General features: G+C 38.7%; 12 protein-coding genes. All 12 read right to left on the bottom strand.

Annotated features, from left to right (window positions below; genetic code table 11):
* Positions 1-11: 11 nt before the first annotated feature.
* The gene (wzyE, locus tag V3224_RS15345; RefSeq protein ID WP_334471543.1) at positions 12-1,349 is read right to left on the bottom strand and encodes an ECA oligosaccharide polymerase; all 1,338 of its coding nucleotides are present in this window, start codon (positions 1,347-1,349) and stop codon (positions 12-14) included.
* Entirely contained in the window at positions 1,349-2,431 is a 1,083-nt protein-coding gene (locus tag V3224_RS15340; protein ID WP_334471541.1) for a TDP-N-acetylfucosamine:lipid II N-acetylfucosaminyltransferase, read from the bottom strand. The genes wzyE and V3224_RS15340 overlap by 1 nt, the downstream gene beginning before the upstream one ends.
* Positions 2,428-3,678, bottom strand: coding sequence for a lipid III flippase WzxE (wzxE, locus tag V3224_RS15335; RefSeq protein WP_334471539.1), 1,251 nt, complete (start codon positions 3,676-3,678; stop codon positions 2,428-2,430). The genes V3224_RS15340 and wzxE overlap by 4 nt, the downstream gene beginning before the upstream one ends.
* Position 3,679: 1 nt before the next feature.
* Complete coding sequence (gene rffA, locus V3224_RS15330) at positions 3,680-4,810, bottom strand: dTDP-4-amino-4,6-dideoxygalactose transaminase (RefSeq protein ID WP_334472045.1); 1,131 nt, start codon at positions 4,808-4,810, stop codon at positions 3,680-3,682.
* Entirely contained in the window at positions 4,797-5,519 is a 723-nt protein-coding gene (gene rffC / locus V3224_RS15325; RefSeq protein ID WP_032114329.1) for a dTDP-4-amino-4,6-dideoxy-D-galactose acyltransferase, read from the bottom strand. The genes rffA and rffC overlap by 14 nt, the downstream gene beginning before the upstream one ends.
* Entirely contained in the window at positions 5,497-6,378 is an 882-nt protein-coding gene (rfbA, locus tag V3224_RS15320; RefSeq protein ID WP_334471535.1) for a glucose-1-phosphate thymidylyltransferase RfbA, read from the bottom strand. Before rfbA ends, rffC begins: the two co-directional genes overlap by 23 nt.
* Before the next feature lie 16 nt (positions 6,379-6,394).
* Positions 6,395-7,471, bottom strand: coding sequence for a dTDP-glucose 4,6-dehydratase (gene rfbB, locus V3224_RS15315; protein ID WP_334471533.1), 1,077 nt, complete (start codon positions 7,469-7,471; stop codon positions 6,395-6,397).
* On the bottom strand, positions 7,462-8,724 hold the full coding sequence (gene wecC / locus V3224_RS15310; protein ID WP_334471531.1) for a UDP-N-acetyl-D-mannosamine dehydrogenase: 1,263 nt from the start codon (positions 8,722-8,724) through the stop codon (positions 7,462-7,464). Before wecC ends, rfbB begins: the two co-directional genes overlap by 10 nt.
* Positions 8,721-9,851, bottom strand: coding sequence for a non-hydrolyzing UDP-N-acetylglucosamine 2-epimerase (gene wecB / locus V3224_RS15305; RefSeq protein ID WP_334471529.1), 1,131 nt, complete (start codon positions 9,849-9,851; stop codon positions 8,721-8,723). The genes wecC and wecB overlap by 4 nt, the downstream gene beginning before the upstream one ends.
* Before the next feature lie 119 nt (positions 9,852-9,970).
* A complete protein-coding gene (gene wzzE / locus V3224_RS15300) occupies positions 9,971-11,029 on the bottom strand; it encodes an ECA polysaccharide chain length modulation protein (protein ID WP_334471527.1) in 1,059 nt (352 codons plus the stop codon).
* Between the two features lie 31 nt (positions 11,030-11,060).
* The gene (gene wecA / locus V3224_RS15295; protein ID WP_334471525.1) at positions 11,061-12,143 is read right to left on the bottom strand and encodes a UDP-N-acetylglucosamine--undecaprenyl-phosphate N-acetylglucosaminephosphotransferase; all 1,083 of its coding nucleotides are present in this window, start codon (positions 12,141-12,143) and stop codon (positions 11,061-11,063) included.
* Positions 12,144-12,384: 241 nt separating this feature from the next.
* Positions 12,385-13,644, bottom strand: a complete 1,260-nt coding sequence (gene rho / locus V3224_RS15290; RefSeq protein ID WP_026822640.1) for a transcription termination factor Rho — start codon at positions 13,642-13,644, stop codon at positions 12,385-12,387.
* Positions 13,645-14,203: the final 559 nt, after the last annotated feature.

Below are 14,203 nucleotides of genomic sequence, written 5' to 3'. Positions count from 1 at the left end.
TATTATTTAGCTTATTTTTTACAATCATTCGTGGTATATATGCGAATTAAACCAGCTTTGGCAAATAACCAATAAACCAGTTTGGCAACAAACAAACAAAGCACAAATACCAAGCCAAAAAACACCACCCGCGATACGAAAGAGTCTACCCCTTCACGAACCAGGACAATAATATTAAAAATAGCGCCAAAACAGAAAACTTGCAGAATAACGGCTTTATAATGATTAATTTCAATCTTACTTTTTTCATAAAGCCAATCAAACCATTTAATAATCAAGCCAACGCCAATTGCACCGATAGGAATAAAAATAACCCCACCCATAACCACTAAAGAACCAATTAATGTGGGCGATATAGCTAAACCAGAGTGATTATCAAGCACTTGCCAGGTAAAATAATTGGCTGAATTCAATACCGTATCAGGTCGTTCAGGCCATAACCAAGTGGGAATAAAAACATAAAAATCACGTACAATAGGCGCTAATCCTTGGAATTCGATTTTGTCATAGTTATCAAGTAACAGAGCCAAATTTTCCCATGGCGAAAAGGTATCACGGGTTAAATAGAGAAAAGTATAAAAAGCTTCCGCACCACTAACATCTAATCCATAACGCTTTAATGCTAACCAAAACATACCAATAATGCTAATAACACCAGCGATAATTAGCATCCATAAATTAATCCAGCCACGGACGATACCGATAAATAGGAAAAGCGCAAAGGCGATAATAATATTAGCCCGTGTTCCACCGACAACCAGATAAGTGAGTACCCCAAAAGCAACTGTGCTAAAGAGAAAAAATAACCAGCGGTACTGGGTCGGCTTTAAAAAATAGACAATTAACATTGCCGGAATGAAAAAATAAAAAAAACGTTTTAACGCTACACTTGAAACTTCACTAGAAAAAATCTGACTATAAGACTGTAAACGAAACAGTAAAAAACCATTTTGTAAGAAAAATATTGCTACTGTCACTATAGCAATGAGCATCAACAAGAGACAAGTTAGCCGCGTTTCTAGCCCATTCATAGTGAATAACGACTGTTCAGATTGTTGGACACCCGTTCGCAAGCGGGTTTTGTAAGCGATATAATAAACAATATAAAAACTGATGGATGATAGCAGCTCATTCAATAATGCATTGGTTGATACCACATTAACATCAAATTGAAAAACAAGTAATCCCGTTAATGGAAAACCAAAGTAGAATGTTAATAAATAAAGTAGAGAGAAAAAGATATTAAAATTGAAGCGTACTCGTCGAAATTCACGATATGTTAGTGCCAAAATTAATATCAGAGAGATAAAATAGACAATCGATAGGCCACCAAATTCCATCATAGTCATTACTGCTCTCCTATCGATGTTAATGCAGCTTGCCATCCTTTAATAAAATTAGGGTTGAAAAAAGCTATTTGGCTTCTATCCGTTAACATCATTTTCTGTCGCAGGGTACCCAGTTGCCGTTCATCTAATTGATCATCATAAAATAGAAAAGGTACAGACTGCTCAATAAGATCCTGCCAAAAGTAATTTTGCCGGCTAATAATAAAAGGAATGCCAAACTGAATTAATAAGCACAATGTGCCTATACCTTGCTGTCGTTTGAAAATAAAGTAACCTAAATCACAACAACGCAGTAAAGTGAGATAATCATCAAAAGCCATTTTTTCCTTAATAATTGTCACTTCTCCATTAGGAAAATAATTTTCGGCCGCTTGGGCAACTTCGGCAATATATACTTGATTATTAGCGGGATATCCCATAGGAACAAAAATTTCGACCGGCTGAAAAGCAAACTGCTTTTTAATAGCCTGCAACGCTTCAATATGTCGATTGGATTTATCACCTGAGTTACCAACCAAAATTGTCACTTTATCCGTTTGATTAATCGATTTTTCATAGACGGTTAAGGCTGGATCCATTTTGGTTGGAAAATAGAGTAGTGATGTTGGTATAGCTGGATTTAACTGAGAAAAATAATTTAAGTCCCCTCGGGTAGCAAAAACATGCACTACCCGTTTAAATGCCAGACGCCGAAAATAATAAAATAATTTAAATTTCAATGCAGCTGAGTCTTCATAGAGATCAGCTCCCCAAATATGCCATAAAAATTGTTGTCGACGGATCTTGCCAAACAATAATGCCAACCAAATTGATACATTAAATTGACCATGAAAAAAGAATTGGCAATTTCTATCTGCTTTTGCTTGTATAGCGATAACTTTAGCAATCGCTTTTTTATTATCAAATTGGTTAATGTGTAGTCGTGGATAGCGTGATGCTAGAGTGAGGTGACGGCTAACAACCATAAACTGTCTTTTTTCTGGTGATGGTATTGACGAAAATAAAACATCATTAAAAAATGCTAACACTGTCTGGTTATGATGTGGGATATCAGAGCCTAATACATGGATTAAGATTTTCATGTGCGCCTGCGGTAAAGATAGAATATGCCACTACAAAGCATAAAATAAACAATATAAGTTGCCATATAAGCCTGGGCAGCACCTAACGCGCCGTAAGCTGGTATTAACCAATAAGCAAACCCTGTTAACAGCGCAAATTGAGTCACCTCCGTTAAAATGTAAAACCGTAATGCGGCCTTAGCAATAACTAAATAACCAAATACATAAGCGCCTACTTTCAATACATCACCAATCAACTGCCAAGCAAAGAGATCGCGCATTGCAATAAACTTATCGGAAAAAAGCAGCCAAATTGCCAGATCTCGTAATAGCCATACGGTAAAACTGGCTAACGCAACCGCCGGTAAAACAAACTTCAAAGCTTTAAAAATTTCTGCACTAATCTCATCTCTATGCTGCAATTTAGCTAAAGTTGGTAATAAATAAACGGTAAAAGATGCGGTAATAAACTGTAAATAGGCATCTGAAATACTACTCACTGCCTGCCAAATGCCCACTTCATCCCAACTATAACGCTCAACCAATAAATTTCTCATCATAATATAAGCAACCGGCAACGTGACTGAGGTTATTAACGCCATTAAGGTGAATTTAGCTAAGTGATGACCAATGGTACTATTCCACCTTGGTTTAAAATATGACCAATTCAGCTGTTTATGACGTAAGATCATGATCGCGGCTGGTACAACAATTAATGCAGGAACTAAAGCCAATCCTATTAGCGCCCCTTGATAACCATTTAATCTAAAACAAAAATAGTAAGCAATCACGCCTGCTAAGCTACCAACGATAATCGATAGTGCATTACCTTTCGCATCACGGTAACCTTTTAGTATCGCCAAAAAGTAATTCGCATAAGCGATCCCCATTTGTATCAATCCTAAGGCACAAATAACCATTTGATAATGGGTATGACCAAATAGCGCCAGACTGATAAATGAGCTAAATAGTAAAAAAATAAACGCTAATAGGGTTGAAAAACCCAAAATAATTAATGATGAGGTACCTAATACAGCACCTAGTTTTGTTGGTGTCTGATGATATTCAGCGACATATTTAGTTACGCCATTGAAGATCCCTGCACCAGATAAAACACCAAGTACAGTAATTAGTTGACGGAAATTTCCCACCTGACCAACACCACTCGGACCAAAAGTGACTGCCAATAATTTGATAACAACTAACCCTGCCCCAATTTTTATTAAGGTTGAAATAGCTGTCCAAACAGACGCTTTAGCTAATGACATATTAAGCAAAAAAACATTGGATTTGATTGATCACTTGTTGCTGCTCTTCATCGGTAAGATTATAAAACATCGGTAAACGAACTAAATGATCACTTTCCTTCGTCGTATAACAATCATCACCATGAAAACGGCCAAATTTATGACCTGCTGAACTAGAGTGTAAAGCAACATAATGAAATACTGACAAAATATTTGCTGCTTGCATATGCTTATTAAACGCGGTTCTTTGTTCAATATCTTTTAATTTGATATAGAACATATGGGCATTATGTTCTAGATCTGCCGGTATAACCGCCAAATCTAATTTACCTACTTCAGCGAAAGGTTTAAGCGCCTGATAATAGTTTTTCCATAACGCTAGCCTACGCTGATTAATTTTATTCGCTTGCTCCAATTGCGCCCATAAATAAGCCGCTTGTAGATCTGACATTAAGTAACTAGAACCAATGTCTCGCCAAGTATATTTATCAACTTGGCCACGGAAAAATTGACTACGATCCGTGCCTTTTTCCCGCACAATTTCTGCTCGCTCGATAAGTGACGGTTCATTAATCAGTATCGCTCCCCCCTCACCACCGGAAGAGTAATTTTTTGTTTCATGAAAACTATAACAACCAATATGCCCTATCGTTCCAAGCGCTTTCCCCTTATAAGTGGACATAACACCTTGAGCCGCGTCTTCAACAACATAGAGATGGTGTTTTTCTGCCAATGCCATAATGGTATCCATCTCACAAGCCACACCAGCATAGTGAACAGGGACAATAGCGCGAGTTTTGGCCGTGATCGCCGCTTCAATTTTAGTCTCATCCATATTCATGGTATCAGCCCGTATATCGATAAAGACAATCGTTGCGCCCCTTAGCACAAAAGCATTAGCAGTAGAAACAAAGGTAAAACTTGGCATAATGACTTCATCGCCAGGTTTAATATCAAGCAAAATCGCCGACATTTCCAAAGAGGCGGTACAAGAAGGTGTCAACAGCACTTTCAGACAGTGGAAATGCTTTTCCATCCACTCTTCACAACGCTGAGTAAAGTGCCCATCACCACATAATTTGCCACTCTGCATGGCTTCTTGCATGTAACTTAATTCAGTACCAATAACCGGTGGTTTATTAAATGGGATCATGTCGTCCTCGATATAACCAATAAGCTGTGCTTTCAATTTGTGCACCCATTTGTGAATAGAGACGCATAGCAAAAATATTGCTGATTTGAGTCGCTATCCTTAATCGCTCTACCCCTTGCTGCTCACACCATTGACAGGCGGCTGCTAGTAATTGTTTACCAACCCCTTTGCCCTGATGGGCTGGAGCGGTGGCTAATAAACCAATACGCGCCTCTTTTTCAGTTGGCAGTTTCCTTATGGTGACAAAGCCTTGAATATTTCCTTGCTTATCATTAACTAATAAACAAAGATCATCAAAAGTACCCTTAACTGCTTTTTCAAGCCAAACAGAATAAAAACGGGCATTATCTGTTAATCGATACCAGGGCGGGCGAAAACGACTATATGAAAAAGCCTTAGCCGCAATACTTTTCAATATTTCAATATCCTGTTCCGTCGCCACAGCTAGATCTAAACTATGCTTTTTTGCCCTACTAGCAATATTTAGACAAAAATCGATTTCACTTTCTACCAGCCAAAAACCCATCGCCAATATTGCATCAATCAGTTTAGTATCAGCGGTAGCAATTTTAGCTTGCACAATATCGTAGTCAGCTAGTTGATCTAATGAGACAATTGGCGCATCGGATGCAAAATGTAACTTGGCCGTTTTACGCTTAAAGAAAGCACTTTCCCAACTGAGTATTTCAATATTGGCGTGGATAGACATGCAGCAAATCCTGTAAATATTGCCCATAACCGGTTTTCGCCAGTTTTTCCGCTGATTTTCTAACCTGTTCATCCGTCAACCAACCGTTACGCCATGCTATTTCTTCCAGACAAGCGATTTTAAATCCCTGCCTTTTCTCAACGGTTTGCACAAACATACTCGCTTCAATCAAACTGTCATGGGTGCCAGTATCTAACCAGGCAAATCCGCGGCCTAACAGCTCAACATTTAGTTCTCCACGCTCAAGATACATTTGATTCAGACAGGTGATCTCAAGTTCTCCACGTAGCGAAGGTTTAATTTTTTTAGCAAAGTCAATTACTTGATTATCATAAAAATAAAGGCCAGTAACCGCCCAGTTAGATTTAGGTTGCTGAGGTTTTTCTTCAATAGACAGTACTTTGAACTTTTCATCAAATTCAACTACGCCAAAACGTTCAGGATCCATCACCTGATACGCAAAAATTGTTGCTCCCGACTGACGAGCCACCACAGATTTCAATTTATCGCTAAAAGCCTGCCCAAAATAAATATTGTCACCTAATATCAAACAGCAAGCATCATCACCTATAAAACTTTCACCGATCAAAAACGCCTTCGCTAATCCGTCCGGCGAAGGTTGTGCGGCATAACTGAAATGAACACCGAAGGCATCACCATCGCCAAGTAACCGTTGATAATTAGGCAGATCTTCAGGCGTGGAAATAATCAATATTTCTCGAATACCTGCCAACATCAGTACCGAAAGCGGATAGTAAATCATCGGCTTATCATAAATAGGTAACAGTTGTTTAGAAACTCCTCGTGTAATAGGGTACAAACGGGTTCCTGAGCCACCAGCCAAAACAATGCCTTTCATCACCTCTCCTCGTTTCCTATTTTGTCGCGATGCCTAGACGTTCACCTGCATATGAACCGTCTTGCACATGGCGCCACCAGGTTTCATTGTTCAAATACCATTCAACGGTTTTACGAATACCTGATTCAAAGGTCTCTTGTGGCTTCCATCCTAACTCTTGTTCTATCTTGCTAGCATCAATGGCATAACGGACATCATGGCCTGGACGATCCGCGACATAGGTAATTAAATCACAATAGTGAGTCACGCCTTCAGGCTTAACCGGACGTAACTCTTCCAGCAAGCAGCAAATTGTCTTTACTACATCAATATTTTTACGTTCATTATGGCTACCAATATTATAAGTTTTACCTGCATCGGCTTGACTAATGACTAAGTGTAATGCACGGGCATGATCTTCAACATACAGCCAATCACGTATCTGTTCACCTTGACCATAAACAGGCAATGATTTACCAACTATGGCGTTCAAGATCATCAAAGGAATTAATTTTTCAGGAAAGTGATAAGGGCCATAATTATTTGAGCAATTGGTCACCAAGGTCGGTAAGCCATAAGTACACTGCCAGGCTCTAACTAAATGGTCACTGGAAGCCTTCGAAGCTGAGTAAGGGCTACTCGGTGCATAAGGGGTTGTTTCGGTAAATAGCCCCTCAGTGGTATGCAGATCGCCATAAACTTCATCGGTAGAAATATGATGGAAACGAAATGACTGTTTTTTCTGCGGGTTCAAATGATTCCAATAATGGCGAGCAGCCTCCAATAAAAGATAAGTACCGACAATATTGGTTTCGATAAAGGCGGCTGGCCCATCGATTGAGCGATCAACATGACTTTCTGCCGCTAAATGCATAATGGCATCAGGTTGATATCGCTGAAAAATTTCATCAATTGCCGATCGATCACAAATATTTATTTGGGCAAAAGCATAGCGAGGACTTTCTCTCACTGACGCTAACGATTCCAGATTACCAGCATAAGTCAAATTATCAACCACTAGCACACTATCGTTAGTATGCTCAATGATATAACGAACAACTGCCGAACCAATAAATCCAGCCCCACCAGTAATTAAAATACGTTTCAACGCCAAACTCCTTTGGTATCAACTACCCATTTTTGTCGGATTTGTTCACCCTTAATCGCCTTAAATTGTTTATGATCAACCAGTAACAAAATAATATCTGCATTAGCAACGGCAACTTCAGTAGAGACCAATTGACAAAGACCTTTCAGTACATTTGGCAATTCATTAATATTAGGTTCTACTACATAAGTGGTACCAGTATGCCAATCTGCAATCATTTTAGTGATTTGCATAGCGGGGCTTTCTCGTAAATCATCAATATCCTGTTTAAAGGCTAAACCGAAGCAGGCAATTTTAATTTCATTTGCCCGTTTGCCTGTTTCGGTTAAACAATCAGCTAATACTGTCTTGACCTGATCGACCACCCAAATTGGCTTGCTGTCATTAACCAAACGGGCTGTCTGGATCAAACGAGATTGCTTTGGATTCTGAGCAACAATGAACCAAGGATCGACGGCAATACAATGGCCTCCAACACCTGGACCTGGCTGTAAAATATTGACCCGCGGGTGACGATTGGCCAAATTAATCAACTCCCAAACATTAATCCCTTGTTCTGCGCAAATAAAAGAGAGTTCATTGGCAAAAGCAATATTTACATCGCGAAAACTATTTTCTGTCAATTTACACATTTCTGCCGTTTTGGCATTGGTGATCACACATTCACCGGTAAGGAAAATACGATATAACTCACTGGCCCGTTGGGATGATTTCATCGTCATGCCGCCGATTACCCGATCATTTTTGATCAGCTCAACCATGACTTTGCCCGGTAAAACCCGCTCAGGGCAATAAGCAATATCAATATCTGAGTTTTCACCCTGTTGCTGTGGAAATGTCAGATCAGCTCGCATAGCTGCTAGCCGCTGTGCCATTTGCTCAGTCGCTCCAGTTGGCGAGGTAGACTCTAGAATAATCAAATCGCCTTTTTTCAATAATGGCGCTATTGATTCTGCCGCTGCCATGACATAAGAGAGATCAGGCTGATGATCATCTTTAAACGGTGTAGGAACCGCAATTAAAAACGCATCTGCCCTTTGCGGTGTAGTAAACGCTTTTAAATAGCCAGCTTCTACGGCTGTTTTTACCGTTTTATCTAAATCGGGTTCAACAATATGAATTTTACCTTGATTAATCGTATCGACCGCATGTTGATTAACATCAACCCCAATTACTTTTTTCTGCCGAGCAGCGAAAGCGGCAGCAGTCGGTAAACCGATATAACCTAAACCAATAACAGAAATAGTTTCAAAACTCATAATGTCACCTGATTTGTCTTCAACCCTTCAAGAATTCGCTGGCATGCTTTACCATCACCATAAGGATTATGCGCCCGGCTCATTTTCTGATAAGCATGGTAATCCGTAAGTAATTGTGTTACCGCTTGAACAATATTTTCTGTTTGCGTACCCACTAAACGTACCGTACCAGCTTCAACCGCTTCAGGTCGCTCAGTAGTATCACGCATCACTAATACTGGCTTACCTAAAGCTGGCCCCTCTTCTTGAATACCCCCTGAATCTGTCAGGATCAAATAAGCGTTATTCATTAAATAAATAAAAGGTAAATAATCCTGTGGATCAATCAGGTTTATATTATTAATACCCTGCAAAATGCGTTGCACTGGTTCACTGACATTAGGATTAAGATGAACCGGATAGACAACTTGAACATCAGCATGATTTTTGGCAATTTCAGCTAATGCATGACAAATACGTTCAAATCCGCTACCAAAACTTTCCCGCCTATGCCCTGTAACCAGTAGCATCTTTTTATTTTGGTCAAGAAAAGGGTATTGCGCGGCAAGGCTTGTTCGTATTGTGGCATCATTGATAACTTTATCACGCACCCAAAACAACGCATCGATTACAGTGTTACCAGTAACAAAAATACGATTAGCAGAGATCGATTCATGCTGTAAATTTTTTCGTGAATACTCGGTAGGCGCAAAGTGATACGTTGCCAGATGGCTGGCAATTTTACGATTGGCTTCTTCCGGCCAGGGAGAATATAAGTTACCAGTACGCAATCCTGCTTCAACATGACCAACCAGAATACGCTGATAAAAAGCAGCCAGGCTGGTTGCCATCGTGGTAGCAGTATCACCATGAACCAATACCACATCGGGTTTAAAAGATAACAATACGGGTTTCATTCCTTCAAGAATACGACAGGTAATATCCGTTAAATCTTGTCCCGGTGTCATAATATCTAAATCATAATCAGGTGTTATCTCAAAAAGATGCAATACCTGATCCAACATTTCTCTATGTTGAGCAGTTACGCAAACTTTCGACTCAAAAGCCTTATCGTTTGTCAAAGCATGTACCAGTGGAGCCATTTTTATGGCTTCAGGACGAGTACCAAACACAGTCAACACTTTCACAGTGACTCTCTTTTTATTTTAACCTCATCTACGAATGAGATGTATCATCAATAATGATTTTACCTTCAACATATCAATAGTTTGTTGAAGTCCTCTATTGCTATATGTTTAGCAAATAATTAGGTATTACGCCTTAACAACACAATACCTATTCCACTTAAGGCACCAATCATTCCCCAAATGACCATCATTAATGCTCGACGAGGGCTATCACGTTTAACGGGATCTTCTGGTGTTCTTAAATAGCGATAAGTTTGAAAATTATTCTCAAGAGCGGGTTCTACATTTAATGTCGTTAACATCGCTATATTTTGATCATAGCTTTCATCATAATTAGGCCCTGTTGCCTGTAATGTCTCAATTTGTGCTTGTAATAATGAAGTACCTAATAGAAACATTTCTGAATCAGGCAGCTGATCGATGGGGACATCAACTTTGTTACGTGAAATACCTTGCTTTTGCGCAACTTTGAACGATTGCTGTAGGTTATTTAAACGCCGTTCATAATTTGCCTTTGCGACCATTTCCTGGCGTTTAATTAATGCTTTTAAAGACTGTGCCTTTGCTCCCCACGCGCCTTTAATCTGTTCATTAAGATTAAAACTAGCTCGTTTGTTGGCAAAAGAAATATATTCACGTAGTAACCGGTTTGCATCAGTAGCCGTTTCAGCAACTAATTTTACATTATCATGAAGTATCTTATTATCATCTTGGGGAGTGAATTGAATATCATCAATTAATTCATCAAGTAATGCAGCATCAGCCTTAGCATTTCCTTCCATGCGGGTTTTATAGTAATCACTATTTAACCAAAACTCTCGCCGGGTATCATAAGAACCTACTTGAGTAGTAAATTCTTGATAAACCTGATTCGAAATTGTTGGCAACTGATTATCCTGTGTTTCATTAATATGCGAATCCAAATTTCGCAAAAATTGCTGCTGGGAATAATATGCACCTAAATTACTAATTGTAGGTAAATCAGTGACAGCATTAGCACTCCATTTTTGTTGCATCATGTAAGAAACGATCAATGCAACAGCTGCAAAAATAAATGCTAAAGAGATAATCCATATTTTTCCCTGCCATAGCGCACAAAATAAACTTCTAATATCTAGCTCATATTCAAGAGACTGTGAGTGAGAATTAGGTTTGGGTTGTGTTTCTGATTTTGTCACTGGTATGAAACTCCTTTAAACATTTGTTTATTTATTTTGCTATACGTTGCATCCGACGTTTAACACGTTTCACAAAACGCGCCACTTTCCAAGCACGTTTAATACAGTAGCCATAGATAGCAAATATAAGCAAAAATAATGCCAACATCACCCATTCAGGAATAAAATTTGAACGTTCACCGATCATACCTACCGCTGCTAAAATAGCTGCCGACACTGTAATCAAAATAAAAGCCTGACTTGAGGTAAAACCTGAACGCATAATTAAATGATGAATATGTTGTCTATCTGGTGAAAAAGGACTCATTCCTTTACTTAGACGCCGATACATAATGGCAATCATATCCATCAGAGGAATAGCAATAATCCAAAGGGCAGTCACTGGTTTAATCGACGGTTGCTCACCTTGTGTCGACATCAACAGCAACCAAAGAATAGTAAAACCAATTAATGTACTACCCGCATCCCCCATAAACACTTTATAACGCTTTCCTAATAAACCTAAATTCAGGAATATATAAGGGAGAATGGCAGCAATAACAGCAAAACACCAAAAAGCTAATGCCATATTGCCATTTTGATAAAGCAAAATGCCTAATGCAGCAAAGGAGACACAAGAAAGCCCACCAAGCAGACCATCAATACCATCAACCATGTTAAAAGCATTGACTGTGCCCCAAACAGCAAATAATGTCATTAAATAGCTTAAAGGCCCCAACGTTACATGCCATGGCCCAAAAGCATAACCTAAGTTATCTAACGTTAGACCAGCAAAATAAATCATGACCAACGCAACAATAGCTTGAATAGTTGCTCGAATTTTAACACTAATATCAAAGCGATCATCCAATACTCCAACAAATACCAAAGCCCCAGCACAAATCAAATACAACCATTTATGAGGAATATATTCGGGCGTAATCATGAATGCCAAACCGATACCAAAAAAAACCGCAATACCACCAACCAAAGGAATTTCTCCTTGGTGTTTTTTTCGATGATTAGGTTCATCTACTAGACCAAATCTTTTTGCCACTTTTCTCGCAATAAATATGAAAATCAGAGAAAACAAGAAAACCCAAAAAACGTCGATTAGTAAATTTAGTGTGTGCACAATATTTACTCTCTTATAATTTTTTTAGAAATCATCCACTGCACCCATTTCCATGTATAGACTATAAGTGTACTTTAAGTTAGCGTATATGTAACAATAACGAAACATTTCCATCATCTTGCATTGCTTATTAGTAAGCAAAATCTATACCAAAACAGATGCTATTGGATAACAAAAACGCACAAAATAAAACGCCACATAAAAGTGGCGCTTTTCAATAACTCATTAAACAAACAGCAATTTAAGAACGCTTCATAAAATCGAAAAATTCATCGTTCGTTTTCGTCATTGCTAATTTATTAATTAAAAATTCCATTGCATCAATTTCACCCATAGGATGAATAATTTTACGCAATATCCACATCTTCTGTAACTCATCCGGTAAGGTCAATAATTCTTCCTTACGAGTACCAGAACGATTATAATCAATCGCCGGGAAAACACGTTTTTCCGCTATTTTCCGCGACAAATGTAGCTCCATATTGCCGGTGCCTTTAAACTCCTCGTAGATTACTTCATCCATTTTGGAACCGGTATCAACTAATGCTGTAGCAATTATCGTTAGGCTTCCACCTTCTTCTACATTACGTGCAGCACCAAAAAAACGTTTCGGACGGTGTAAAGCATTTGCATCCACCCCACCAGTCAATACTTTTCCAGAGGAAGGAACCACTGTGTTGTAAGCACGAGCAAGACGCGTAATCGAATCTAAAAGAATGATGACATCTTTTTTGTGTTCAACTAAGCGCTTAGCTTTTTCTATTACCATTTCAGCAACCTGAACATGACGAGATGCAGGTTCATCAAAGGTTGATGCAATGACCTCACCTTTAACCAGGCGTTGCATTTCGGTCACTTCTTCTGGTCGCTCATCAATTAGCAACACCATCAAAACACAGTCCGGATAATTATTGGCAATATTAGCTGCAATATTCTGCAATAACATGGTTTTACCTGCTTTTGGTGGAGCAACAATTAAACCACGCTGCCCACGCCCAATCGGTGCGGCCAAATCCAGAACACGAGCAGTCAAATCTTCTGTTGAACCATTGCCTCGCTCCATACGTAGACGGTTATTAGCATGCAGCGGTGTTAGGTTTTCAAACAGGATTTTACTACGGGCGTTTTCAGGTTTATCAAAATTGACTTCATTAACTTTTAGTAGGGCAAAATAGCGTTCGCCTTCCTTAGGAGGACGAATTTTTCCTGATATGGTATCTCCTGTTCGTAGATTAAAGCGACGAATCTGACTAGGAGAAACATAAATATCATCAGGACCTGCTAGATAAGAGCTGTCAGCAGAACGAAGGAATCCAAATCCATCCTGCAAAATTTCTAGCACGCCATCACCAAAAATATCCTCTCCACTTTTCGCATGCTGCTTCAAAATCGAGAAAATAATATCCTGTTTTCTCATGCGGGCTAGGTTCTCTAGCCCCATACTTTCGCCAAGAGTAATCAATTCAGATACCGGCGTATTTTTTAATTCGGTAAGATTCATAATGGTGGGTTCTTAAACTCGGGGTATATTTTTTGAACTATGAACAATAAATAGTATAGCAATCTCTAAGTGCCTATTTAAATAAAAACACAAAAACCTTAACGATTCTTGATGAATATATCAATTTCATTAGGATATAAATTCATGTAGTCGCAGTAATTTGTTAATTTACTACCTTAGATAACACTCTTTATACAGCAAAGACAGAATAAGACTATAAGAATTCATCTCAAAGTTGATGAGAAAATCTCACTTTTTACTTCTTAGGCCCTACACAACAGCACCAAGCAAATAACAAATGGAACATGTCTGTCTAAAAGAATTATTTCTATGAGAGTCAATGGGATTCAAACCATTGTAGGATATAGATTATCCAGAGATAACAAATATGTCTATACAATAACATATTCAATATGTACACATTAAGATATAAACGCGTATCATATTAAGTAGTGACGCTAAATTACCATGCTTCAAAGCAGGTGTCTAGCTATGAATTGTATAAAAAGCAAACGTCTAATAGCAAATTGAGAAAAATATTAGCCTACTAAACGTCTGT

This window comes from Arsenophonus sp. PmNCSU2021_1 (assembly GCF_036919435.1).
Taxonomy (GTDB): domain Bacteria; phylum Pseudomonadota; class Gammaproteobacteria; order Enterobacterales; family Enterobacteriaceae; genus Arsenophonus; species Arsenophonus nilaparvatae.
Note: the sequence above shows the minus strand (reverse complement) of the source record. Positions and strands in the feature narration are given on the sequence as shown.

Bases quoted from the DNA above. Each gene is read 5' to 3' on its own strand.
- wzyE (WP_334471543.1), bottom strand. From the start codon at position 1,349: ATGACTATGATGGAATTTGGTGGCCTATCGATTGTCTATTTTATCTCT.
- wecC (WP_334471531.1), bottom strand. From the start codon at position 8,724: ATGAGTTTTGAAACTATTTCTGTTATTGGTTTAGGTTATATCGGTTTA.
- rho (WP_026822640.1), bottom strand. From the start codon at position 13,644: ATGAATCTTACCGAATTAAAAAATACGCCGGTATCTGAATTGATTACT.
- rfbA (WP_334471535.1), bottom strand. From the start codon at position 6,378: ATGAAAGGCATTGTTTTGGCTGGTGGCTCAGGAACCCGTTTGTACCCT.
- wzxE (WP_334471539.1), bottom strand. From the start codon at position 3,678: ATGTCATTAGCTAAAGCGTCTGTTTGGACAGCTATTTCAACCTTAATA.
- rffC (WP_032114329.1), bottom strand. From the start codon at position 5,519: ATGTCTATCCACGCCAATATTGAAATACTCAGTTGGGAAAGTGCTTTC.
- V3224_RS15340 (WP_334471541.1), bottom strand. From the start codon at position 2,431: ATGAAAATCTTAATCCATGTATTAGGCTCTGATATCCCACATCATAAC.
- rffA (WP_334472045.1), bottom strand. From the start codon at position 4,810: ATGATCCCATTTAATAAACCACCGGTTATTGGTACTGAATTAAGTTAC.